At 69.4% G+C, this 23,376-nt stretch carries 24 protein-coding genes; 8 read left to right on the forward strand and 16 right to left on the reverse strand.

All coding sequences use genetic code 11. The features are described 5' to 3' along the window. Positions 1-521: 521 nt before the first annotated feature. Positions 522-941, forward strand: coding sequence for a nitroreductase family deazaflavin-dependent oxidoreductase (locus FPZ12_RS20845; protein WP_144747571.1), 420 nt, complete (start codon positions 522-524; stop codon positions 939-941). 46 nt (positions 942-987) lie between these two features. Here FPZ12_RS20845 and FPZ12_RS20850 read toward each other — a convergent pair whose 3' ends face one another. The 3 genes from FPZ12_RS20850 to FPZ12_RS20860 are packed head-to-tail and all read right to left on the reverse strand — an operon-like array spanning position 988 to position 2,496. Beyond that, positions 988-1,719 carry a DUF899 domain-containing protein gene (locus FPZ12_RS20850; RefSeq protein WP_150980430.1) on the reverse strand — a complete coding sequence of 244 codons (732 nt, stop codon included), beginning with the start codon at positions 1,717-1,719 and terminating at the stop codon, positions 988-990. Beyond that, the gene (locus tag FPZ12_RS20855; protein WP_144747573.1) at positions 1,716-2,075 is read right to left on the reverse strand and encodes an ArsR/SmtB family transcription factor; all 360 of its coding nucleotides are present in this window, start codon (positions 2,073-2,075) and stop codon (positions 1,716-1,718) included. Before FPZ12_RS20855 ends, FPZ12_RS20850 begins: the two co-directional genes overlap by 4 nt. Next, complete coding sequence (locus FPZ12_RS20860; protein ID WP_144747574.1) at positions 2,065-2,496, reverse strand: SRPBCC domain-containing protein; 432 nt, start codon at positions 2,494-2,496, stop codon at positions 2,065-2,067. The genes FPZ12_RS20855 and FPZ12_RS20860 overlap by 11 nt, the downstream gene beginning before the upstream one ends. Before the next feature lie 128 nt (positions 2,497-2,624). On the opposite strand from FPZ12_RS20860, the gene FPZ12_RS20865 reads away from it, so the two are divergent. Then, complete coding sequence (locus tag FPZ12_RS20865; RefSeq protein ID WP_144747575.1) at positions 2,625-3,236, forward strand: VOC family protein; 612 nt, start codon at positions 2,625-2,627, stop codon at positions 3,234-3,236. Positions 3,237-3,566: 330 nt separating this feature from the next. Then, positions 3,567-3,842 (forward strand): hypothetical protein, encoded by a 276-nt coding sequence (locus FPZ12_RS20870; RefSeq protein ID WP_144747576.1) that lies wholly within the window; start codon positions 3,567-3,569, stop codon positions 3,840-3,842. A gap of 67 nt (positions 3,843-3,909) precedes the next feature. Here FPZ12_RS20870 and FPZ12_RS20875 read toward each other — a convergent pair whose 3' ends face one another. The 5 genes from FPZ12_RS20875 to FPZ12_RS20895 are packed head-to-tail and all read right to left on the reverse strand — an operon-like array spanning position 3,910 to position 9,847. Continuing rightward, on the reverse strand, positions 3,910-5,073 hold the full coding sequence (locus FPZ12_RS20875) for an acyl-CoA dehydrogenase family protein (protein WP_144747577.1): 1,164 nt from the start codon (positions 5,071-5,073) through the stop codon (positions 3,910-3,912). 13 nt (positions 5,074-5,086) lie between these two features. Beyond that, on the reverse strand, positions 5,087-6,238 hold the full coding sequence (locus tag FPZ12_RS20880; protein ID WP_144747578.1) for an acyl-CoA dehydrogenase family protein: 1,152 nt from the start codon (positions 6,236-6,238) through the stop codon (positions 5,087-5,089). A gap of 1 nt (position 6,239) precedes the next feature. Continuing rightward, entirely contained in the window at positions 6,240-7,847 is a 1,608-nt protein-coding gene (locus FPZ12_RS20885) for an AMP-binding protein (protein ID WP_144747579.1), read from the reverse strand. Positions 7,848-7,901: 54 nt separating this feature from the next. After that, positions 7,902-9,047: an acyl-CoA dehydrogenase family protein gene (locus tag FPZ12_RS20890; protein WP_144747580.1), complete on the reverse strand. Its 1,146-nt coding sequence runs from the start codon at positions 9,045-9,047 to the stop codon at positions 7,902-7,904. A gap of 2 nt (positions 9,048-9,049) precedes the next feature. Continuing rightward, positions 9,050-9,847: an enoyl-CoA hydratase-related protein gene (locus tag FPZ12_RS20895; RefSeq protein ID WP_144747581.1), complete on the reverse strand. Its 798-nt coding sequence runs from the start codon at positions 9,845-9,847 to the stop codon at positions 9,050-9,052. Positions 9,848-9,916: 69 nt separating this feature from the next. Here FPZ12_RS20895 and FPZ12_RS20900 point away from each other — a divergent pair, with 69 nt between their 5' ends. Both FPZ12_RS20900 and FPZ12_RS20905 read left to right on the forward strand, forming a co-directional pair. Further along, positions 9,917-10,537 carry a TetR/AcrR family transcriptional regulator gene (locus tag FPZ12_RS20900; protein WP_144747582.1) on the forward strand — a complete coding sequence of 207 codons (621 nt, stop codon included), beginning with the start codon at positions 9,917-9,919 and terminating at the stop codon, positions 10,535-10,537. Beyond that, positions 10,504-10,938, forward strand: coding sequence for a nuclear transport factor 2 family protein (locus FPZ12_RS20905; protein ID WP_144747583.1), 435 nt, complete (start codon positions 10,504-10,506; stop codon positions 10,936-10,938). The genes FPZ12_RS20900 and FPZ12_RS20905 overlap by 34 nt, the downstream gene beginning before the upstream one ends. Positions 10,939-10,940: 2 nt before the next feature. Here the strand turns inward: FPZ12_RS20905 and FPZ12_RS20910 are convergent, their stop codons facing one another. From FPZ12_RS20910 to FPZ12_RS20935, 6 genes are all read right to left on the reverse strand, one after another. Then, on the reverse strand, positions 10,941-12,284 hold the full coding sequence (locus FPZ12_RS20910) for an MmgE/PrpD family protein (protein ID WP_144747584.1): 1,344 nt from the start codon (positions 12,282-12,284) through the stop codon (positions 10,941-10,943). Between the two features lie 182 nt (positions 12,285-12,466). Beyond that, positions 12,467-13,822, reverse strand: a complete 1,356-nt coding sequence (locus FPZ12_RS20915) for an MFS transporter (RefSeq protein WP_243769947.1) — start codon at positions 13,820-13,822, stop codon at positions 12,467-12,469. A 22-nt stretch (positions 13,823-13,844) separates the two neighbouring features. After that, positions 13,845-14,990 (reverse strand): 2-methylaconitate cis-trans isomerase PrpF family protein, encoded by a 1,146-nt coding sequence (locus tag FPZ12_RS20920; protein WP_144747585.1) that lies wholly within the window; start codon positions 14,988-14,990, stop codon positions 13,845-13,847. A 3-nt stretch (positions 14,991-14,993) separates the two neighbouring features. Then, positions 14,994-15,503, reverse strand: a complete 510-nt coding sequence (locus tag FPZ12_RS20925; protein WP_243769948.1) for a LeuD/DmdB family oxidoreductase small subunit — start codon at positions 15,501-15,503, stop codon at positions 14,994-14,996. Further along, positions 15,500-16,750, reverse strand: coding sequence for a 3-isopropylmalate dehydratase large subunit (locus FPZ12_RS20930; protein ID WP_144747586.1), 1,251 nt, complete (start codon positions 16,748-16,750; stop codon positions 15,500-15,502). Before FPZ12_RS20930 ends, FPZ12_RS20925 begins: the two co-directional genes overlap by 4 nt. Next, positions 16,743-17,618, reverse strand: coding sequence for an isocitrate lyase/PEP mutase family protein (locus tag FPZ12_RS20935; RefSeq protein WP_243769949.1), 876 nt, complete (start codon positions 17,616-17,618; stop codon positions 16,743-16,745). Before FPZ12_RS20935 ends, FPZ12_RS20930 begins: the two co-directional genes overlap by 8 nt. A gap of 156 nt (positions 17,619-17,774) precedes the next feature. Between FPZ12_RS20935 and FPZ12_RS20940 the strand changes: the two genes are divergently transcribed. From FPZ12_RS20940 to FPZ12_RS20950, 3 genes are all read left to right on the forward strand, one after another. Beyond that, positions 17,775-18,551 carry an IclR family transcriptional regulator gene (locus tag FPZ12_RS20940; protein WP_144747588.1) on the forward strand — a complete coding sequence of 259 codons (777 nt, stop codon included), beginning with the start codon at positions 17,775-17,777 and terminating at the stop codon, positions 18,549-18,551. 122 nt (positions 18,552-18,673) lie between these two features. Further along, positions 18,674-19,708 (forward strand): zinc-dependent alcohol dehydrogenase family protein, encoded by a 1,035-nt coding sequence (locus tag FPZ12_RS20945; protein ID WP_144747589.1) that lies wholly within the window; start codon positions 18,674-18,676, stop codon positions 19,706-19,708. A gap of 78 nt (positions 19,709-19,786) precedes the next feature. Beyond that, positions 19,787-20,896 (forward strand): Rossmann-fold NAD(P)-binding domain-containing protein, encoded by a 1,110-nt coding sequence (locus tag FPZ12_RS20950; RefSeq protein ID WP_144747590.1) that lies wholly within the window; start codon positions 19,787-19,789, stop codon positions 20,894-20,896. Positions 20,897-20,918: 22 nt separating this feature from the next. Here FPZ12_RS20950 and FPZ12_RS20955 read toward each other — a convergent pair whose 3' ends face one another. Together FPZ12_RS20955 and FPZ12_RS20960 are read right to left on the reverse strand one after the other, a co-directional pair. Further along, positions 20,919-22,490 carry a class I adenylate-forming enzyme family protein gene (locus tag FPZ12_RS20955; RefSeq protein ID WP_144747591.1) on the reverse strand — a complete coding sequence of 524 codons (1,572 nt, stop codon included), beginning with the start codon at positions 22,488-22,490 and terminating at the stop codon, positions 20,919-20,921. A 13-nt stretch (positions 22,491-22,503) separates the two neighbouring features. Continuing rightward, positions 22,504-22,914: a nuclear transport factor 2 family protein gene (locus FPZ12_RS20960; protein WP_144747592.1), complete on the reverse strand. Its 411-nt coding sequence runs from the start codon at positions 22,912-22,914 to the stop codon at positions 22,504-22,506. Positions 22,915-23,376 lie beyond the last annotated feature (462 nt).

A 23,376-nucleotide genomic window follows, 5' to 3' on the forward strand; every position in this document is an offset into this window, starting at 1 on the left:
GAAGCGAAAGCCGAAGGGGCTCACCGGGATCCGAGCCCGGCCGAGCCAGCGAGTGCGAACCGCCGAGGGGGCTCACCGGGATCCTCACCACGGGCTGAAGCCAGCCCATGCAGAACGCCGAGGGGGCTCACCGGGCCCCTCACCGCGGGCCGAGCCAGCCGACACGAAAGCCGAAGATGCTCACCGAGATCCCGAGCCCGGGCCGAGGCAGCCGACACGACAGCCGAAGCGCTCACCAGGATCCGAGCCCGGGCTTAGCCAGAGAGTGCGAACCGCCGAGGGGGCTCACCGGGATCCTCACCGTGGGGCTGACGCCCGACCCTCGCAAACGCTGCAGGTCCTCACGAAACCCCGCCACGGACGGAAACCGGCTCGCCGGGGACAGCGGAATGCCGGGAATCGGGGCGGTGGCACGATTCGTCCCACACACGTCATCCCACACACGTCGTCCCCCAAGCGTCGTCCCCCAGACGATCCGGCCTGTCCGGCGGGGCGCCCACGCCGGCAGTAAGGTCCCGGCCATGAGTTCCGCGATTGATCTGCACGGCGACCCGCACGTCGAACGTTACCTGGAGACCAACGGCGAGGACGGCTACCACTGGCGCAACGGGACCACGATCCTGATCCTGTTCACCAAGGGCCGCAAGTCCGGCGAGCAGCGCACCCACGCGCTGATCTTCCGCGAGCACGAAGGCGACTACCTCGTCGTGGCGTCCAAGGGCGGCACGGACGCGCCCCCGGCCTGGTTCCTGAACCTCACCGCCGACCCGAACGTGGAAGTCCAGATCAAGGGCGACCGCTTCCCCGCTAAGGCCCGTCTCGCCACCCCGCAGGAAAAGCCCGCGCTGTGGGCGAAGATGACCGAGGTCTGGCCGGACTACGACGAGTACCAGAAGAAGACCACCCGCGAGATCCCCGTCGTCGTCCTCGAACGCCAGTAGCGCCACCGCCGGCTTGTGCACGGTCCCGGACCGTGCACAAGCCGGCTCAGGCGGTCGGCCGGAACGACTCCACGCCGCGCGCCACCTGCTCGTCCCAGCCGTCCGACGGCTTCTGAGCGGCGTATTCGTCGTGCCAGTTCCACCATTCATACGGCGGCGTCTGCGGATAACCCTCCGGCAAATCCTCCCATTCCTCCTGGCGGCCCAGCGCCGTCATGTCGAGATAGCTCCACGTGCCGCCGAGCGCTTCGTCACCGCGGTTGTTGATGAAAAAGGTGCGGAAAACCCTGTCCCCGGAACGGAAGAACGCGTTCGTGCCGTGCCATTCGGACACGCCGAAATCCGCGTCGAACCCGTCGGTGAGGGTGTACCACGGCATTTCCCAGCCCATCCGCGCCTTGACCCGCGCGATGTCCGGCTGCGTGGCACGCGACACGAAGGCCAGCGTGGTGTCACGGGCGTTGAGGTGCGCGACGTGGGCTACCTGGTCGGCCACCATCGAACAGCCGCGGCACGGATGCTCGGGCCAGCCGAACACGCCGGGGTCGAAGAAAGCACGGTAGACGATCAGCTGGCGGCGCCCCTCGAACAGGTCGAGCAGGCTCATCGTGCCGTCAGGGCCCTCGAATTCATACGCCTTCTCCACGGCGTGCCAAGGCATCCGGCGGCGCTCCGCGGCGAGCGCGTCCCGGGCGCGGGTCAGCTGCTTTTCCTTCACCAGCAAGCGTTGTCGTTCCGTCTCCCATTCCGCCGGGGAAACGACCGGGGGTGTCTTCATCCTGCTCTCCCTTCGGTTTCGCGCGCGGACCGGTCCAGGTGGCCCTGCAACGCGTCGAGCGGGTTGTCCCAGTCGCGGGCCAGCGCGGCCAGGAACTGTTGCGCCACTTGCATCGGGGCCGACCGCAACCGGTAGCGCACCCGGCGCCGCTCCCCCGGCTCCGCCGTCACGAGACCGGCCTCGGCGAGCAGCGCGAGATGCTTGGCGATCGCCTGCCGCGTGATGGGCAGGTGGCCGGCCAGGTCCGTCGCCGTGGCCGGCCCCCGCTCCGCCAGCGCGGCCAGGATCGCGCGCCGGCTCGGATCGGCCAGCGCGACGAAGACCTGTTCGGCGATCGCTTCGGGATCAAGCTGCATCGAGATAGGAAACCAGCTCTTCCAGCTCGTTCTTCCAGCCGTCGACGTTGCCGCCGAACGCCTTGCCGTGATCCTCTTCCGCGAGCTGCGCGAAGCCGCTCTCGACCACCGTGAGGCGGGTGCCCGCGCCCGCGGGCTCGAGCGTGAACTCCACGTACGTGCGGCGCGGATCCTCGTCCGGCAGGCCGAAGATGCGCCAGGTGTAGCCGAACACCTTCGGCTCCTCGACCCGCTCGACGCGCATCTCGGCGCGGTGCCCGTTGCTCCACCGCATCCAGGCCGCGCCGCCGACCCGCAGGTCGATGCCCGCTTCGTTGCCGAACCACGTGCCCAGTCCCTCGGCCGTGGTGAGCGCCGCCCACACCGCCCGCGGCGGGTGCGCGATCTCCACGGTCCGTTCGATCCGATCAGGAAAACCCACGACAGCCTCCATGTGTAGCAACCAACTGGTTGCCACATTATGGCAACCAGTTGGTTGCGTCAACCCCGCCGTGGACCGGTCAGGAATCGAGAAGCCCGCAAGCCCTGCCCGCTCCTAACGTGAACGCCATGACCTCAATCGACTCCCTCACCCTCGAAGTCACCGACCCTGCCGCCGCGGAACGCTTCTACAAGGCGGCCTTCGGATTCGACACCCAGATCCGCGTGCGCGCTTCCGACGCGCCGACCTCCGGATTCCGTGGCTTCACGCTCTCGCTGACCGTGCCGCAGCCGTCCACGGTCAACAGATTCGCCGAAGCCGCTCTCGACGCGGGCGCCACGGCACTGAAGCCGGTCTCGAAATCGTTCTGGGGCTACGGCGGTGTCGTCCAGGCACCGGACGGCACGATCTGGAAGATCGCCAGCTCGTCCAAAAAGGACACCGGCACCGACACCGGCGCGATCGACTCGATCGTGCTCCTGCTCGGCGCCGCGGATGTGGCCGCCAGCAAGGCTTTCTACGTCGAGCACGGCCTGACCGTCGCGAAGAGCTTCGGCCGGAAGTACGTCGAGTTCGACAGCCCGTCCGGCGCGATCAAGCTCGCGCTCTACGGCTACCGCGCGCTCGCCAAGGACGCCGGGGTCTCGCCCGAAGGCTCCGGCTCACACCGGATCGCGTTGGGCAGCACCGCGGGGCCGTTCACCGACCCGGACGGGTTCGTGTGGGAGGCCGCGGGATAACGCCGTCAGGAGCCGACATGGGCGCGCAGCACGCGAGGACCGGCCGGGCCAGGGAAACTCCGCGGCCCGGCTCCCCCTTCGCGCCGCACCGCCGTCGCTTTCAGTGGGGACGTGATCACCGTGCGCACCCACCCAGCGAGTGATGCAGCCGGGGATGGTCGCGTGTTAGCCTGTGGCCGTGCAGCGCCAGACGACTCTTCAGCTCGTAACCCGGCGCGCCGGCTGAAACCAGGTCGCCGGCGCGCAGTTGTCGGCGTCCGCTTGAGCGGCATTTCCTTCGGGGCCTGGCCCGGATTCCCAGCCAGTTCCCTTGCTCCTGGAGATCCGCTCATGACTGCCACCTTCACCGTCCCGGCCCAGCGTTCCACCATGCTCGTCCGGCGGCGCATCACCGCGTACTTCCTCGGCGGGGTCGAGGAAATCCCCGGCCTCGTCAGCGCGCTGGCGCGGCGGGCGGGCGCCGTGCACGAGCTGTCGGTCGACATCCGGGACGGGGTCCGGGAAAGCAACCTGGTCTGCGCCGTGCTCCTGCCCGGCGACGAGATCGACCCGATGCTCGACTGGCTGCGCGAGTTGCCTGCCGTCGTCTCGGCGGAGCTGGCCTGACGCGTGGGACTCGAGGCTGTGCCTCGCGGAGGTGACGGTGCGGGTCGACCGTCACCTCCGCGCCGCGTTAACGGAAGGCGGACTCCCCCGTCAGTGCTTGGCCGATGACCAGCTGGTGCACCTCCGAAGTGCCCTCGTAGGTCAGCACCGACTCGAGGTTGTTCGCGTGCCGCAGGACCGGGTATTCGAGGCTGATCCCGTTCGCGCCCAGCAACGTCCGGCACTCGCGGGCGATCGCCAGTGCCTCGCGGACATTGTTCAGCTTGCCGAGGCTCACCTGCTCCGGACGCAGCCGGCCGTCGTCCTTGAGACGGCCCAGATGCAGGGCCAGCAGCATCCCCTTGCCGAGCTCCAGCGTCATGTCGGCGAGTTTCAGCTGGGTGGCCTGGTAACCCGCGAGCGGTTTGCCGAAGATGTCACGCTCCCGCGTGTACGCCAGCGCCGTTTCCAGGCAGTCGCGCGCCGCACCGAGGGCGCCGAAGACGATGCCGTAGCGCGCTTCGTTCAGACAGGACAACGGGCCGGACAGACCCCGCGCCCCGGGCAGCATCGCCGAAGCGGGCAGGCGCACGTTGTCGAGCACCAGCTCGCTGGTGACCGACGCGCGCAGCGACAGTTTCCGGGTGATCTCGGGGGCCGAGAAGCCCGGCGTGGTCGTGGGCACGACGAAACCGCGGATCTTGTCGTCGGTCTGCGCCCAGACCACGGCCACATCCGCGACGGATCCGTTGGTGATCCACATCTTCGTGCCGTTGAGCACCCAGTCGTCCCCGTCGCGGCGGGCGTGCGTGCGCATGTCGCCGGGATTGGAACCGAAATCCGGCTCGGTGAGCCCGAAACAGCCGATCGCCTCGCCCGCGGCCATCCGCGGGAGCCACTCCTGCTTCTGTTCCTCCGAGCCCCAGCGCCAGATCGCGAACATCGCGAGCGAGCCCTGCACCGAAACCAGGCTGCGCAGCCCGGAATCCGCCGCCTCCAGCTCCAGGCACGCCAGGCCGTACGCGGTGGCGCTCGTGCCCGCGCAGCCGTAGCCCTCCAGGTGCATGCCGAGCACGCCGATCTTGCCGAGTTCGCGCGCCAGCTCCCGCGCCGGGATCGACGCGGTCTCGAACCACTCGGCCAGGTGCGGGCGGATCCGGTCCGCGGTGAACTCCCGGACGGTGTCACGGATGGCCCGGTCGTCCTCGCCGATCAGCTCCTCGGTGCCGAACAGGCCCAGCGGGGTGTCCATGCGTTTTCCCTTTCTAGACAAAGGCACTGATGCCGGTCTCGGCACGGCCGATGAGCAGTTTCTGGATCTGGCTGGTGCCCTCGTACAACGTCATCACGCGGGCGTCGCGCAGGTACTTCTGGACCGGATACTCGTCGATGTAACCGTAACCGCCGAAGATCTGGATCGCACTGTTCGCCGCCCGCACCGCGGCTTCGCTCGCGTAGTACTTGGCCTTCGACGCCTCGACGCCGAACGGTTCCCCGCGCTCGATCAGGCCCGCCGCCCGGTACACCAGCAGGCGCGCGGCGTCGAGCTCCACGGAGATGTCCGCGATCATGTCCTGGATCAGCTGGAACGACGCGAGCGGGCGGCCGAACTGCTGGCGCTGCGTGGTGTAGTCGCGCACGCTTTCCAAGCAGCCCAGGATGATCCCGACGCAACCCGCGCCGACCGACACGCGGCCCTTGTCCAGTGAGTGCATCGCGATCGAGAAGCCCTGGCCCTCCTCGCCGAGCCGCGCGGACGCGGGCACGCGCACGTCGGTCAGGTACACCTCGCCGGTGGCCTGGCCGCGCAAACCGAGTTTGCCCTTGATCTCCCGTGTTTCGAAACCCGGCGTGTCCGTGGGCACGAGGAACGCCGAGACGCCCTTCGGCCCGGGGCCGCCGGTGCGGGCGAACACGAGGCACACGTCGGCCCAGGTGGCGTTGGTGATGAACATCTTCTGTCCATTGAGGACATAGTCGTCACCTTCGCGCACCGCGCGGGTCTTGAGGTTTCCCGCGTCGGAACCGGTGTCCGGCTCCGTCAGCCCGAAGCACGCGAGCACCTCACCGGTGGCGATCCGCGGCAGCCACCGCTGTTTCTGCTCCTCGGTGCCGTGCGACAGGATCACTTTGCCCACCAGGCCCATCGACACCGAAACGATGCCGCGCACGGCGGAGTCGGCGCGGCCGAGCTCCTCCATGCCGATGCAGTAGGTGACGTAGTCGCCGCCGAGCCCGCCGTACTCCTCGGGAATGGTGAGCCCGAAGAAGCCGATCTCCCCCAGTTTCGGGATGATCGCGGTGTCGACGGATTCCGCGCGGTCCCAGTCCGCCCGGTGCGCGACCACCTCGTTGTCGAGGAAGTCGCGGGCGTATTCGCGGAACTTCCGCTGGTCGTCGGTCAGGGTCAGGTCCATCTCAGCTCCCCATTTTCGCGCGCAGCTGGAACTTCTGGATCTTGCCGCTGGCGGTGCGCGGCAGCTCGTCGAGCACCTCGAGCCGTTCCGGCCAGTACTGCTTCGCGACGCCCTTCTCCGCGAGGAACGTCCGTAGCTTCTCGAACGTCAGCTCCGCCGCGCCAGGTTTGAGCACCACACACGCGCAAGCCCGTTCCTGCAGCCGCGGATCCGGTATCGCGACGACGGCCGCCGCGTCGATGTCCGGGTGTTCGTAGAGCACGTTTTCCACGTACGCCACGGGAATGTTCTCGCCGCCGCGGATGATCACGTCCTTGGTGCGCCCGGCGATCCGCAGGTACCCGTCGGCGTCGATGGTGGCGAGGTCGCCGGTGTCGAACCAGTCGCCGTCGAACCCGGCGCGGGTCATCTCCAGCCGCTCGGCGTAGCCCACGAACAGGAACGGCCCCGCCACCTGCAGCCTGCCTTCGGTGTCCGGCGGCAGCTCGGCGCCGTTCGCGTCGACGACGCGGATGCGCATCCCCGGCCACGGGTAGCCGTCGGTGTCGATGAGTTTCTCGTCCGGGTCGCCGGGGATGCCGAGCGTCACGAGCGCGTCCTCGCTCTGCCCCCACCCGCCGAGCACGACGAGGCCGGGCAGCTTCCGCCGCGCCTCCCGCACGAGCGCACGCGGGATCGGCGCGCCCATGCAGCAGAACCGTTGCAGCGACGAGAGATCGTGCTCAGCGAGATTCGGCGCGGCCAGCAGGTCGTGCAGGAACGGCGTGGCCGCGGAGGTGTAGGTGATGCCGTGCTCGGCGGTCAGCTCGACGAACCGCCGCGCGTCCCAGACGTCCTGCAGCACACACGTGGCACCGTTCTGCACCGAAAGCCTTGCCCCGTAAAGGAACCCGGTGAGATGCGCGAGCGTGGAGGCCATGTGCAGCACGCTGTCCGGGGTGATGCCGAGCCGGGCCGGCAGCGGGTTGTTCGCCGCGATCGCGGTGTTGTGCGTGTGCATCACGCCCTTGGGCTCACCGGTGGTGCCCGAGGTGAAGATCAGCAGGGTCACGTCGTTGGGATCCGGCCGCAGCGCCGCCAGCTCCGCCGGGTCACGCCGTTCTTCCCATGGCGTGGCGGCGAACTCGTCCCAGGAGGAGCCGACGACGAGCACGTGCTCCAGATCAGGCCATTGTGGACGAAGCTTGCCGATCATCGCCGGGTAGTCGAAGCCGCGGAACTCCGCGGGCACCACGATCACCTTGGACTTCGCCAGCCCGACCATGAAGCCGACCTCGCGCTCGCGGTAGATCGGGATCAGCGGGTTGCTGATCGCCCCGATCCGGGTCGCGGCGTAGTGCACCACGATCCATTCGATCCAGTTGGGCAGCTGGAACGAGATCACGTCCCCGGGCGCCACGCCCAGTTCCAGCAGCCCGAGCGCGCAGCGGTCGACCTCGCGTTTCAGCTCCGCGTAAGTGATGGCGCGGCGCGAATCGTGGAACGCCGTCTTGCCGGGGGTCTTGGCTGCCACCTCGTCGAGATGGTCGGTGATGGTGCGGTTCACCCAGTACCCGGCTCGGGTGTGGGCTTCGATCTGCTCGTCGTTGAGGATCGTCGCGAAGGACATGATGGTCTCCGGGTCAGCTCATGGTGAGGCGAGGTCGCCGTGCTCGCGGCCTCCTTAAGGTGCGTACGTCCGGCCGAGAAGATTGCGCGAGATGACCAGCTTCGACACCTGCGCGGTGCCGTCGCCGATCTCCAGCCCGATGACGTCCCGCAGCCGCTGCGCGATCGGGCTCTCGGAGGAGTAGGCGAGGTGGCCGAAGGTGAGCAGGCACTGGTGGATCGCCTCGGCGGCGAGCTTGGGCGCCCAGAACTTCGCCATCGCCGCTTCGGTGCCGTGCTCGATGCCGTTGTCCTTGCGCCACAACGCCTCGTAGCAGATATGCCGGGCGCCGCGCAGGTACGTGGCGTACTCGGCGAGCGGGAAGGACACGCCCTGGAACTTCCCGATCGGGTGACCGAACGCCTCGCGGTCCCGCGCCCACTGGCACGCCTCGGCGAGCGAAACCTGAGCGGCGCCAAGGCAGGCGAGGCCGATGATCGCGCGGGAGTAGTCGAAGCCCTGCATCACCGAGACGAAACCCTCGCCCTCGGCGCCGACCAGTGCTTCGCGCGGCACGGGCAGCCCGTCGAAGTGGAGCGACGCGCGGCCGATGGCGCGGCTGCCGAGATCGTCGAAGGCGGCGCGCGAGACGTAGCGCTCGTCGAGGTCGACCCAGAACGCGCTGACCCCGCGGGCGCCCGGCCCGCCGGTGCGCGCGAGCACGAGCGCGGAGTGCGCGGACATCCCGAGCGTGATCGAGGTCTTCTCGCCGGTCAGGCGCCAGCCGTCGCCGTCGGGCACCGCCTTCATCTCGAGCTTCGCGGCGTCGGTGCCGTGCTCGGGCTCGGTGATGCAGAACGCCGGCACGATCTCGCCGGACGCGATCGGCGGCAGCCACGCGGCCTGCTGCTCCTCGGTCGCGTTGCGGGTGAGGATGTCGCTGACCAGCGCGCTGACGATGATCAGGTACGCGGCGTTGAAGTCGCCGTGCGCGACCTCCTCGGCGGCCATCCCCGCGATCACGGCGCTGGCCTCCTGGCCGCCGTGGCGTTCGGGGATGCGCAGCCCGGTGAGCCCCATGCCCGCCATGTCGGCGACCAGTTCGGGGCGGAGCTTCGCCGCCTTGTCGTCGGACTGGTAGTGCGGGGCGAGGACCTTGGTGGCGAACCGCTGCAGCTCCTGGCGGTAGGCCTGCTCTTCCTCGGAAAGGGTGAAGTCCATGATCAGTGCCAGTTCACGTAGGAGTTGAACTCGGGCTTGCGCTTCTCGGCGAACGCCTGCGCGCCTTCGAGGCCCTCGGGCGAGGCGGTGAACAGGTCCAGCGCGGACATCGCCAGGTTGGACAGCCCGGCCTGGTGGTCGGTGTCGGCGTTGAAGGACTGCTTGCAGAAGCGGATCGCCGTCGGGCTCTTCTCGGCCACCTCTTCGGCCCACGCCTTCGCCGTCTTGAGCAGTTCGCCACCCGGGACGACGGCGTTGACCAGGCCCATCCGCTCGGCCTCCGCCGCGTCGTACTGGCGGCACCAGAACCAGATCTCGCGCGCCTTCTTCTCCCCCACCACGCGGGCGAGGTAGGCGGTGCCGAACCCGGCGTCGAACGAGCCAACCTTCGGGCCCGCCTGGCCGAACCGCGCCGTTTCGCTGGCGATCGTGACGTCGCAGAGCACGTGCAGCACGTGCCCGCCGCCGACCGCGATGCCGTTGACCGCGGCGATCACGGGCTTGGGGATGTCGCGGATCAGCTTGTGCAGGTAGCCGATCTCGAACATGCCGCTCTCGGTGGGGCCGTAGTCCCCGGTCTCGGCGCGCTGCTTCACGTCACCGCCGGTGCAGAACGCCTTCTCGCCCGCGCCGGTGAGGATCACGGCCTGCACCTGCTTATCGGCCCAGGCCGCGCGGAACGCCTTGATCAGTTCCTCGACCGTCCGGCCGCGGAAGGCGTTGTAGCGCTCCGGCCGGTCGATGGTGATGACGGCCGTGGGGCCGTCCACCTCGTAGCGGATGTCCTCGTAGTCGCCCACCGTCGACTCCCTTCTGTGCGAGACGCTGACCACCATGACAAACTTTGACCCTTGAGTCAATATTTATCTATGCAGTCAGAGCGAGTGCGCCGGAAGCGGGGGCGGCGGGTGCAGGAGATCCTGGAGACCGCGGCCGAGTTGTTCGGCGAACGCGGGTTCGACGCGGTGAGCCTCGACGACGTCGCCGAGGCGCTCGACGTCACGAAGGGCTCGCTGTACTACTACTTCGCGGGCAAGGACGAGCTGGCGACGGCGGCCATCGAGACGCTCGGGCGGGATTGGACGGCCCGGCTGGAAACGCTGCTGGCCAAGACGCCGGGCACGAGCACGGAGCGGTTGCGCGCGCTGATCCACGCGCACGTGACGATCGCCGTGCGCGACTATCCCGCGGCGTTGCGCCTGTTCCTGGCGCCGCACGAGTGGCCGCGGGCGCAGTACGAGCGCGTGAAGGCGCTGCGCCAGCGGCACGACCGGCTGTTCCGCACGCTCGTCGAGGAGGGCGTGGCGTCCGGGGAGTTCCGGGTGACCAGCGTGGCGACGGTGTTGCAGTGCATGCACGCCGCGATGAGCCAGGCGCCGCTGTGGCGCACGCGGCCGGGCGAGCTGGCGGACACGCTGATGATGCTGGTGGGGGTGGGTGCTTCTACGCTGGACGCATGTCCACACCAGACCGGGTCATCGAGAACCTGATCGCGCGCTACGCCGAGCTGGTCGACGACGGCGATTTCGCCGGAGTCGCCGCCCTGCTGGCCGACGCCACCTTCGCGGGCAGCGGCGGCGGGGTCAGCGGCCGCGAGGCGATCGAGAAGATGTTCCGTGACACGGTGATCGTCCACGAGGACGGCACGCCCCGGACGCAGCACGTCACGACCAACGTCCAGATCGAGGTCGACGAGCTCGCGGGCACGGCGTCCGCGCGCTCCTACGTGACGGTGCTGCAGGCGGCGACGGACTTTCCGCTGCAGACCATCGTGGCCGGCCGGTACTACGACCGGTTCGAACGCCTCGACGGCGTCTGGCGTTTCGTGGACCGGCGGGTGAAGATCACCCACGTCGGCGACGTGAGCCGGCACCTTCGTCAATGGGTGTAGCGCTAGCGCCGCAACAACCCCGCGAGCGCACGCAGATCCGTGTCCGCGCCCAGCGCCGACACGGCGGCCACGATCTCCTCCGCGCGCTGCTCGCCATAGACGGGCACGGCGAGGCCGGTGAACTTCTCGCGCAAAGCCTTGTCCCCGACCCAGTTCTCGGGCTCGCCGAGCGGGGCGGTGACCGTTTCGGACAGCGTCCGGCCGTCGATCCGCACCGTCACGGTCGTGCCGTGCGCGCCGAGATCAGCGGAACGCGTGGTGACGCGGGTGGTCATCCGCCGCACGTCCTCGTCCGGCAGGCGCCCGTAGCTGCTCCAGCCGACCGTCCCGTCCAGCCACGCGAGCGCGACCTGTGAGAACACGCTGAACTGCGAGTCCACCGAACCCCGCGGGTCGAGTTTGGCCGGGAGCGGTTCGCCGACGATCTTCATCGCGGTCGGCGACAGCTCGACTTCGAGTGCCGCTTTTTCCCGTTCCGCAGGGGAAATCCGCTCTCGTAGCGCCAGCGTCGCGTCGATCGGGGCGTGGGTGAACCGGCAGGACGGGTACGGTTTGATCCCCGTCTCCAGCAGGAGCCACTCCTCCCCCAGCCCGTCGGTCAGCGCCTCGGGGTGCGGATCCGCGCTGTACCCGTTCAGCAGTCCGTACTGTCCCTCGAAGGCCGCGCTCGCTCCGCGTACCCCGGATTCGGCGAGCGTCGCCGCCACGATCGCGTCGTGCGCGGCGAAACCCGGGTGCAGGCGCTTGTTCCACGCCCCGTTCGCGAGGTATTGCATCGAGCCCGCCGCCTTGCTCAACGCCAGCCCGAAAGCATTTTCCACTGTCTCCGCGTCGAACCCACGCAACCGAGCCACGGCCGCGACCGCGCCGAAGATGCCGGAGGTGGATGTCAGGTGGAAACCGCGGTCGTAGCTGGTCGGCCCGACCGCCGCGCCGACGCGGCAGCTGACCTCGTACCCGATCGCGAGCGCGTCCAGGAACGCATTCCCTTTCACGCCAAGGCGTTCGGCGTCGGCGAGCGCGGCGGAGATCACCGGGGCGCCGGGATGCCCGACCTGCAGCCGGTTCGTGTCGTCGAAATCCAGCGAGTGTGCGTAACAGCCGTTCAGCAGTGCGGCGTACGGCCACGCATAGCCGCGGCTTTCCCCGATCACGGTACCCGGGCCTTCGCCGGGATCCAGCGACCTGATCGCCGCGCGCACCGCGGGCCCGTTCTCCGCTTCGGCGGCCGCGAACGCGGAATTGCCGAGGTAGTCGAGGAACAGATCGCGAAGCCGGGACGTGACCAGGGGCGGAAAGTCCGCGTGTGCGGCGACGAACGAGGCCAGTTCCGTGGTGGCTGTCATCCCTGCTCCTTCTGGGTCTTTGTTTTTCTAAGTGGCGGAGCCGCTTGCGGTGTGGGACTCAGCTCGCACCGCCGGGGGTTTGAATCGGCGGAGCCGCGCGGAGCGTGTCCGTTGAGGGTGGTGGCGGGTGACGGGAGGGGCCCCTACCCGCACCGCCACGCAAATCACATCTGAAACATGTTCTAGATCGTGTCGAGTTGGCGGGCGTTGGTGCGCGGGCCGAACAGGGCCACCGCGATGCTCATGCCGAGGATCAGCACGGCGCATACGGTGAACAGCACGCCCGCGCCGAACGCGTACAGCAGTGGCAGCGTGACGAACGGGAAGACCGCGGAAACCAGGCGGGACAAGGAATACGTCCGCCCGGAAGCGGTCGTGCGCACCGCGGTCGGGAACAGTTCCGGGGTGTAGGCATGGCTGAGGTTGCCCATCACGACGTTGCACACGTTGAGCGCGATCCCGGCCACGACCACCAGCCACGCCGAGCTCGCGAGCCCGAACACGGCACCACTCGCCGCGACCAGCACCGACGAGATCACCAGCAGGTGCTTGCGCTGGAACCGTTCGGCGCACAGCACGGCCACCACCGCGCCGATCGGATACCCGCACGCCGTCGCGGCGGTGTAGCCGAGCGAGTGCAGCACGCTGAATCCTTTGTGGATCAACACGAGCGGCGCGATGCTGGAAAAGCCGAGCACACCGATGGTCTGGCAGGCCCAGATCACGCACGCGAGCAAGGTCCGGCCCAGCAACGGCCGCCGCAACAGCTTGGGCCGCGGCGCCTGCTTTCTCTCCACAGTGGACTGAACGAGGGGTGGCGCCGTGAACGCGTCGCCCTCGATGCTCCGCAGCACGGCGAAAGCCTCGGCGCCGCGCCCGTTCGCCGCGAGCCACCGCGGCGATTCGCTCAGCCCGCGCCGGGTGAACCAGACGAGCACCGCACCCAGCGCGCTGAAGATCAGCAGCCACCGCCAGCTGGCGATCCCGAGCATGACATGCGGCAGGAAAGCGGCCAGCAGCGCCGAAACCGGCAGCGCGAGCCAGCCAACGAAGTAGCACATCCCGACCAGCCTGCCGCGTCGCGCGGCCGGGACCAGCTCGGCGAGGTAGCTGTCCACCAGCACCAGCTCCGCGCCGAGGCCGACCCCGACCAGCACGCGCAGCAGGACGAACGCGGCCAGCCCGGGGGCGAGGGTGCAGACGAGCGATAGCCCGGCGTACGCGAGCAGGTTGACCTGGAACATCCGGCGCCGGCCGAACCGGTCCGACAGCGGCGCGAGGAACAGCGCGCCGATCAGCTCCCCGGCGAACGCCGAGCCGATGACCAGCGACTTGTCCAGCGTGCTGGTGACCCAGCCCGCCGGGATCAGGGTCACCAGGAGGCTGCCGAGGCCCACCTCGAAGAAGTTGAAGAAGGTCCCGATCCCCATCAGCGCGACCACGCGGCGATGCCACGGGCCGACCGGCAACCGGTCGAGTCTGGCGGCCACCTCGGCCACGGTTTTCTCGGAATCACCCAGCATCGGCGACGTTGCCATGCGGCACTCCTGTCTGGTCGGATCAGCGTTCGGCGAAGGTGGAGCGTGGGTAGTAGGCGTTGGCGTCCATCAGCCTGCGCGCGGTGCGGCTGAACCCGAGAAGTCCGAAATGGACAGATTCGTCCGCCTCGACGCGGACCGGGGTGACGCCGGATGGATGCCCGATGAGCAGGGTGCCCGGGACGCGGGTCTGCATGACGGAAGCGACGACCGAGCCAGGGACGCGCGACGCCGCGGCGAGGCAGACGGAGCCGGTCCCGGCGATGCTTTCGTGCAGGCGGTTCATGAACAGCAGCCGGCAGCGCAGGTTCATGTCGCCGGCCGCCACGTCCGCCCGGTTGAGGGTGGAGTACGACGCCGGGGGTGCGACGAACCCGGCGAGCGGGATGCCAGGAGAGGTCCGGTCGGCCTCGTGCCAGTCTTCGCACAGCCCGGTCAGGACGGCGGCCTTCCCGCGCAGCTCCCGCATTTTCCCGATCAACTCAGCGTTGTCGTTGAGCTCGGCGAGTTCGCTGCCGGTGAGGCCGAAGTCGCTCGCCCGCACCCACACCGCCGGGTTGCCCGCGTCACAGATCGTGGCCTCGACGCGGCTCCCGTCGGACAGCTCGATGATGTCCACGGCGTTCCCGGTCGGCAGGAGCTTGCCCGTCTTCGCGCCGACCGTGCCGCTCCAGTCCATCACGATCTCCGCGCCGGTGCCCGGGACGCCGGGCAGCGCGAAGTCACCGTCCACTTTGGCCTTGCCGTCGGCGACCGGCACGTGCGCGACGAGGATCTTGTCCGTGTTGGTGTTGTGGATCCGGACTTCGGTGACGCCTTCGACCGCGGGCACCAGGCCCTCGTCGATCGCGAACGGGCCGACCCCGGAGGAGATGTTGCCGCAGTTGCCGGTGTAGCCGATCTCGTCCGAGTCGATCGAGACCTGCGCGAAGGTGTACTCGACATCCGCGTCGTCGCGTGTGGACGGTGCGATGATCGCGACCTTGGAGGTGATCGGCCGCGAACCGCCGAGTCCGTCGATCTGCAGCACGTCCGGAGTGCCCATCAGGCGCTTCAGCAGCACATCGCGCGCCGGGCCGGGCACTGGCAGATCCGATTCGTGGAAGTAGAGGCCTTTGCTGGTGCCGCCGCGCATGAGCACGCAGCGGATGGTTTCCTGGTCTGGCATCGGTCACTCCCCTCGCGCCGGGCGCAGTTTGCCCGCGGCTTCCAGTTGCGGGAACAGCCCGCCCGCGGCGAGCACGGAACGCAGGAACTCCGGCAGCGGCGCGATCTCGTGCGTGCGGCCTCCCGATTCCAGCTTGCCCGCGGTGAAATCGACGTCGACGGTGCTGCCTTCGGTGATGAGTTTCGTGGCGTCCGGCAGGGTCGCGGCGGGCAGTCCGTAGTTGATGCAGTTGCGGAAGAACAGGCTGTTGAACTGCTCGGCGACCAGCGCGGCCACGCCGAGTTCCTTGAACAGCAACGGAACCGGCCTGCTCGACCCCAGCCCGAAGTTGCGCCCGGCGACCACGATGTCGCCCGGCTTCACGAGGTCCGGCCAGCCGGGCCTGCTGGCATGGAACATGTGCCGCGACGCGTCCGGAATGGACAGTCGCATGGCGAACCCCGGGTACATGTCGTCGGTGTTGATCCCGTCGCCGAACACCCAGGCCCGGCCACTGGGCCGCAGCTCGCTCACGCCGCCACCTCCCGGACGTCGCTGATGAACCCGCGGATGGCCGAGGCCGCGACGGTCGCGGGCGAGGCCATGTACACCTCGGAGTCGGGGCTTCCCATGCGCCCCTTGAAGTTCCGGGTGCTCGCGGTGAGGCACACCTCGCCCGCGGCGAGCGTGCCCATGTGGTAGCCGAAGCAGGCGCCGCAGGTCGGGTTCGTGACCGTGGCCCCGGCTTCGACGAGGTCCGCGAGGTAGCCGCGCCGCGAGGCCTCCAGGTAGATCCGCTGGCTCGCGGGCGTGACGATGAGCCGGGTGCCCGCGGCCACCTGCTTTCCTTTGAGGATCCCGGCGGCGACCTCGAGATCGGCGAGCTGGCCGTTCGCGCAGGAGCCGATGAACGCCTGGTCGATCTTCGTGCCCGCGAGATCGCCGACCGGGCCCGCGTTCTCGATGACGGTGCCGGGGAGCGCGACCATCGGCGACACCTCGGACAGGTCGACGTGCCGCGTCGCCTCGTACGTCGCGCCTTCGTCCGCCTGCACGGGCGTCAGCTCGGCCTCCGGCGCGGCGGCCGCGACGTAGTCGAGGCACAGCCGGTCGGCCGGGAAGATCGTGAAGTCGGCGCCGATCTCCGCGCCCTGGGTGGCGACGGTCCGCCGGTCGCTCATCGGCAGCCCGGCCAGCCCGGGCCCGCCGAACTCGACCGCGCGCCCGGTGGCCTCGCCGTAGCGGCCCGCAATGTGCAGGAAGAGGTCCTTTCCGTTGACCCACGGGTGTTTCCCGCCGGTCAGCTCGTAGCGCAGGGTCGGCGGGACCTGGTGCCAGGTGCGCCCGGTGCACACGATCTGCAGCACTTCAGCCGGCCCGAGGCCGCGCGCCGCCGCGCCGACCGCGCCCGCCGCGCAGGTGTGCGAGTCGGTGCAGGCGACGACCATGCCCGGCCGGGCGAGCCCCTGTTCGGCGAGGACCTGGTGCACGATGCCGTGCCTGCCGAGGTCGAACACCTTCGAAATCCCGTGCTCGGCGGCGAAAGCGCGCGCCTTGCGGCCGGACTCGGCGTCGCGTACCGACGGGGCGGGCACGGCGTGGTCGAACACGATCGCGACCTTGTCCGGGTCGGCGACGCTGACGACGTCGGCGAGCCGGTCGTGGGCGAACTGGATGTCGATCAGCGCGGTCAGGCCGACCTCGCACACCACGATCTCGCCGACCTCGGCCTGCCCGCCGGAGGCACGGCCGAGCACTTTCTGGATGAGCGTGTCAGGCATCGGCGGACTCCCCCGCGTGGCGCTCGCGCAGGTCCTCCCAGAACCCGAGGCCGAGGGAGTCGAACATGCCCTTGGGCGAATCCTGGCCGCCGGTCCCGACATCGCCGCGGGCCGCGCGTTCGAGCGCGGCGCGCATCGCCGACGCCGCGCTGCCGACGCACAGGCCGGGCATGATCACCAGTGCGTAGCCGAGCTCCGCGAGCTCGGCCAGCTCCACGACGGGTGTCTTGCCGCGCGGCACGAGGTTGAACAGCGCCGGGGCCTTCACCCGCGACGGCACTTCGCGCACCTGCTCCACAGTCTGTGGTGCTTCGAGGAAAACGAGGTCCGCGCCGGCCTCGGCGTACAGGTTCACGCGCCGGACGGCCTCTTCGAACCCGAGGGTGGCGCAGGAGTCGGTGCGGCCGACGATCACCGTGTCCGGGTCGAGGCGGGCCTCCACCGCGGCCTCGATCTTGCGGGCGAACTCGTCGGCGTCGACGACGCGTTTGCCGTCCAGGTGCCCGCAGCGTTTCGGGAACTCCTGGTCCTCCAGCTGGATCGCCGCCGCGCCCGCCCGCTCGTACAGCCGCACGGTCCGGTAGGCGTTCGTCACGTCGCCGAACCCGGTGTCGGCGTCCGCGACGACAGGCACGTCGAGCCTGCCCGCGACCACGTCCAGCTGGTGCACGAACTCCGTCTGGGTGGCGAGGCCGATGTCCGGCAGCCCGGTCGCCGCGGCCACGGCGGCCCCGGACAGGTAGGCCGCCTGGAACCCGGCGCTCGCGGTGAGCGCGGCCGAAAGGCCGTCGAACACCCCGGGGGCGACGACGGCCGACCGCTGGTCGAGCAGGTCCCGCAAGCGGGCGGCCGGTGAATTCTCCGACACGGGCACACTCCCTCGTATTGCCACATCGCGACTGCCATTGCCACGATGCGGTTAAGAGTTGGACCTTGTCAAGGCTTGACAGCCGTCCCGGAAGCGTGCCAACGTCGCCGGAAGGTGGCATCGATTGCCACGATGCGGCAAGGAAAGGCGTGGGCTGTGGCGGCGGAAACCGAGCGGGCGGACGGTGGGTCCGTGCAGGTCGTGCGGAAGTCCGCGCGCATCCTCGACTGCTTCTCCGCGACGACGCCGCGACTGCGCGCGGCGGACATCGTGCAGGCCACCGGCCTGCCCACGTCCACGGTGGCGCGGATCCTGCGCACCCTCGTCGGCGAGAACCTCCTGCAGCGGCAGGGCCAGGAGTACAGCATCGGGCTGCGGGTCACGGCCTGGTCGGCCTCCGCGAAGGCCGGGTCGGATCTGATCGCCGCGGCCGGCCCGCACGTCACGGCGTTGCGCGACCGCTGCCGCGAGTCCTGCGGCATCTACGTCCGCCAAGGCGCCACGCGGGTTTCCGTGCTGGGCGCCGAATCCACCCATTCGATCATCTACCGCGGCTACATCGGGCAGATCCTCCCGCTGCAGGCCGGCGCCGCGGGCAAGGTGTTCATGGCCTACGACGAGGCGGCCGTGGAGGCCGCGCTCGAAGAAGGCCTCGTCGCGTACACCGAGCATTCGGTGACCGATCCGCAGGTGCTGCACAAGCGGCTGGCGGAGATCCGCGACCAGGGCTGGGCGTTCACCGAGGAAGAACGGGAGCCGGGCCTGAACTCCGTCGGGGCACCGATCTTCGGCGCGGGCCGGACGATCGTCGCGGCGCTCGCGGTCGGCGGGCCGTCCTTCCGGCTCACCCGCGCCGCCGCCGAAGCACTGGCCGACGACGTGCGCGCGACCGCCGAAGCCATCTCACGCGCGCTGCTGTCCCCGCGCGCCTGATTTTTCTTGCCCGGCAGGGAATATTTCGCCTCTGTGGCCGACGTCTCGCGTCCGTGCGGCCTCGTTTCGCCCGCGCGTAGCGTGGAGCCGCCTGAGTCCACAAGAGACGGAAGAGGGGTCCGATGCGAGCGACGTTGATCTATGGTGCCGGGGACGTGCGAGTGGAGGACGTGCCCGACCCGCGGCTGCGGGACCCGGCCGACGCGGTGGTCCGCGTCGTGCGGTCGTGCATCTGCGGCAGTGACCTGTGGCCCTACGGCGCCAAGCCCGAATCCGGCACCGGGGCCAGGATCGGACACGAATTCCTCGGTGTGGTCGAGGAAACCGGGTCCGCGGTAAGCGAGCTGAAGGCCGGCGATCTGGTCGTGGCGCCGTTCGTCTGGGCCGACAACACCTGCGACTTCTGCACCGAGGGCCTGCAGACTTCCTGCCGCCACGGCGGAATGTGGGGCGCCGACGGCGTCGACGGCGGTCAGGGCGAGGCCGTGCGCGTGCCGCAGGCCGAAGGCACGCTGGTGAAACTGCCGGTCGGCGAGGATTCCGCGCTGCTGCCGTCGTTGCTGACCCTGTCCGACGTCTTCCCGACCGGGCACCACGCCGCGGTCAAGGCCGGGGTGAACGAGCGCACCACGGTGACCGTGATCGGGGACGGCGCGGTCGGGCTGTGCGCGGTGCTGGCGGCGAAGCGGCTGGGCGCCGAGCGGATCATCCTGATGGGGCGGCACAAGGACCGCACCGACCTCGGCCGCGAGTTCGGCGCCACCGACGTCGTCGCCGAACGCGGCGAGGAGGGCGTCGAGAAGGTGCGCGAGCTGACCGGCGGCGACGGTACACATCGGACACTGGAGTGCGTCGGGCTGGAGCAGGCCATGGAAACCGCGCTCGGCGTGACCCGCAAGGGCGGCACCGTGAGCCGCGTGGGCGCGCCGCAGTACGAGCAGGTTTCCCTCGGTTTCCCGGTGTTCTTCAGCAACATCACGGTGACCGGCGGCGTCGCGCCCGCGCGGGCGTACATCGAGGAGCTGCTGCCCGACGTGCTGGAGGGGAAGGTCGAGCCCGGCAAGGTCTTCGACCGCACCGTCGAACTGACCGATATCCCCGGCGGCTACCAGGCGATGGCCGACCGCGAGGCGCTGAAAGTGCTCGTGCGCCCCTGAGCCACCAAACAAACGTTTGACACTCTTCCCGGGCCGCGACTACCGTGGTCCGGGAAGGTGGACGCTGGGAGGTGGGCCGTGCGCGAGACCCTGGTCGTCGGCGGCACCGGGCCCACCGGGCTCCCCCTGGTCGAAGGCCTCCTCGCCCGCGGCCACGGCGTGACGGTGTTCCACACCGGACGGCACGAGATCGCGGGCTTCCCGGACGTCCCGCATCTGCACGGCAACCCGTTCGACGAAGCCGGGATCGCCGACGCGCTCGGCGAGCGCACGTTCGAGACCGTGATCGCCACGTACGGCCGGGTTCGCCTGCTGGCCCGGCATTTCGCCCACCGCTGCGAACACTTCGTCGCGGTGGGCGGCGTCCCGGTCTACCGGGGTTACGTCAACCCGGCGGAGAATTTCCCTTATGGGGTAAAGCTTCCGGTTCGCGACGACCATCCGCGGGTGGCCGTGGACGCGCCGCGGTTCGCGGGCTACCACGTGGGGCCGATCAGGGCGGCCGAGGATTTCGTGTTCGGGCTCGGCGCCGAGGGCGCGTTCGGCGCGACCTATCTGCGGTACCCGACGATCTACGGGCCGCGGAATCCCTATGCGTGGGAATGGAACGTGGTCCGGCGGGTGCTCGACGGCAGGCCGTGGATGATCCTCGCCGACGGCGGCCACGGCGTCCATTCCCGGGCGGCGGCGAGGAACGCGGCCGAGGCCGTGCTGCTCGCCGTCGACAAACCGGCCGTGGCCCGGGGAAACGCTTACCACGTGGCGGACGACGAACTCGTCACCTTCCGGCAGTGGGCCGAGCTGGTGTCCCGCGCGGCGGGCACCGATCTGGAAATCCGTTCCCTGCCGGCGGAACTCGCCGGCCCGGGAACGGCGGTCTCCGCGTTCGGCGGGCAGGAGTCGGCGTGCTGCGTCCTCGACACGACGCGGCTGCGGGAAGACCTCGGCTACCGCGACGTCGTCTCGCTGCGCGACGGGCTCGGCGAGACCGTGCGGTGGATGATCGAGAACGAGGAAGCGTTGCGCCGCACCGGAACCACGGATCCGTTCGACTACGCCGCCGAGGACGAGCTGATGCGGGCGTACCAGGAGATGACACGCGCGCTGGAGCCCTACACCGAGCCGTTCCGCGCCGGGATTTCGCGGATGGCCGTGCCACAGACAGCGAAAGGCGCGGGCGGCGCCTGAGCACCGCCCGCGCCTTCGCGAATCAGACCGAACGCCCCCGATCGGCCCAGTACGGGGCCCGCAGATCGCGCTTGAGGATCTTCCCGGTGGGCGCCTTCGGCAGCGCGTCGACGAACTCGACCGAACGGGGTTTCTGGTACGAGGCAAGGTGTTGCCGCGCCGTGTCGATGATGTCGGACTCGGTGGCCGTGGTCTCCGGTTTGAGCACCACGAACGCCTTGACCGTCTCGCCCCATTCGTCGTCGGGCACCCCGATCACCGCGCATTCGAGCACCGACGGATGCTGGTTCACCGCCTCCTCGACCTGGATCGAGTAGATGTTCTCGCCACCGGAGATGATCATGTCCTTGGCCCGGTCGACGATGAACACATACGAGTCCGCGTCCCACGTCGCGACGTCGCCGGTCCACATCCAGCCGTCGCGCAGGGTCGCGGCGGTCAGATCGGGCCGGTTGAGGTAGCCCATCATGTTCGCCTCGGAGCGCACGACGATCTCGCCCGGCGTCTTCCCGTCCTTGGGCACCTCGTTGCCGTCCGGGTCCACGATGCGCACGTTCGTCACGAAACCCTCGCGGCCACAGGACATCAGCCGCTCGGGGTGGATCCCGCGCACCGCGTCGTGGTGGTCCTCCTGGGACAGGAAGCACATCGTGGTGCCCTCGGTCTGCCCGTAACCCTGGATGAGCGTGCACGGGAAATTGTCCAGCGCCGCCTTGACGACCGCGGAGGGCATCGGTCCGCCGCCGTACTGGATGTTGCGCAGGGAAGAGATGTCGTAGGAGGAGAACCCGGGCACGGCCATCATCCAGTTCAGCATCGTGGTGATGCCGAGGAACGCCGAGACCTTCTCCTCCTCGATCAGCTCCAGCGCCGTCTTCGCCTCGAAGTTCATCAGCACCAGCGGACAGCCGTGGCGCATGTAGTTCATCGAGAGCACCACGGGGATGTGGTACATCTGCCCGGTCAGCATGTACACGTCGGTCGCCACGATCCGTTCGGCCACCGTCTGGTTGAGCATTCCGAACGAGACGCTGGTGTGGCTGTGCAGCGCGCCTTTCGACTCGCCCGTGGTGCCGCCGGTGTAGAGGATGAAGAACGGGTCCGCGTCACCTGTCGAAGCCGATCGCGCGGGCTCGTCGGTGCTGCTGCGGGCGAGCAGATCCTCGTAGCTGCCGTCGCCGGAACTGCCGAACTGCAGCCAGTTCGGCACGTCCACGGCGGCTTGCAGCTGCTTCGCGGTGTCGAGCCATTCGTCGGAGGCGATCAGCGCTTTCGGCGCCGCGTCCGCCACGATCTTGACCAGCTCCGGCACCCCGAGCCGCCAGTTCAGCGGCTGCGCGACGAGACCCGCGCGGCCTGCCGCGTAATAGAGTTCCTGGTATTCGATGGAGTTCTTGGCGAGTATCGCGACCCGGTCGCCCTTCGCCAGGCCGAGTCCGCCGTCGCGCTCCGAGGACAACCCGTTGGCGAGCCGGCGCACCCGCTCGTCGAGGCTGCGCCAGTCGATCCGCCGTTGCCCCGGCGCGTCGACGATCGCGTCCCGGCGCGGCGTCAGCGCGGCCCATTTCTCCGGAATCCGTCCGATGTTGACCATCGCGGGCCCCGGCTCAGTAGGGCAGGTCGAGGTAGATGTGCCGGGACGCGATCAGCCAGTCGGCTCCCTGCCGGACGAACTCGTCGCGGTACCAGCCGCTGGAAAGTACTTGCACCGCACCGTTTTCGATCGAGAGCAGAGTGAGGTTCGCGGTGGTCGACGCGCTGTCCGCGGTTTCCTTGACGAGCACGAGGTTCGACAGGTTGTGGCGGCGCTGGTCGGTCTGCGCGGCGAGGGAGTCGGCGTGCAGCTTGCGGATCGCCTCGCGGCCTTCGAAGGGCCCGATGGTGTCGCCGTCGCGGCCGATCTGCATGGTCATGGTGGCCGCCTCGGTGAACTGCGCGGCGATGAGGTCGACGTCGTTCTCGTCGTAGCCCCACGAAGCACGGCCCAGGACGTTTTCGATTTCGGCACGAGCGGTCATTGCGCATCCTCCGCGGAACTCGCCTCGCTGCCGGACAGGAGAACCGGCGCGGACTCCTGCGGGCCGGCCCCCACGACCCTCGACAACGCTGGCAAACAGTCGTTTGGTAGCTGCGACTGTACAGCGCACCCCGCGAGGTGACAAGTCCCACACGAGCGGCCGGAAAAGGCTTTGAACAGGCGAAAAAGCGCCGTGACGGTGCGTGGCCCGACGGGGGCTGAGGGCTCTCGGAACGGCCAACACGCCCGCCGGAGCGGCCAACACGCCAGCGCGAGCGGCCAACACGCCCGCCGGAGCGGCCAACACGCCAACGCGAGCAACCAACACGCCCACCGCAACCGCCACCACGCCAGCAGCCAACACGCCAGCGCGAGCGACCAACACACCCGCCGGAGCGGCCAACACGCCAACGCGAGCAACCAACACGCCCACCGCAACCGCCACCACGCCAGCGGCCAACAC

This window comes from Amycolatopsis acidicola, assembly GCF_007713735.2.
Lineage (GTDB): Bacteria > Actinomycetota > Actinomycetes > Mycobacteriales > Pseudonocardiaceae > Amycolatopsis_E > Amycolatopsis_E acidicola.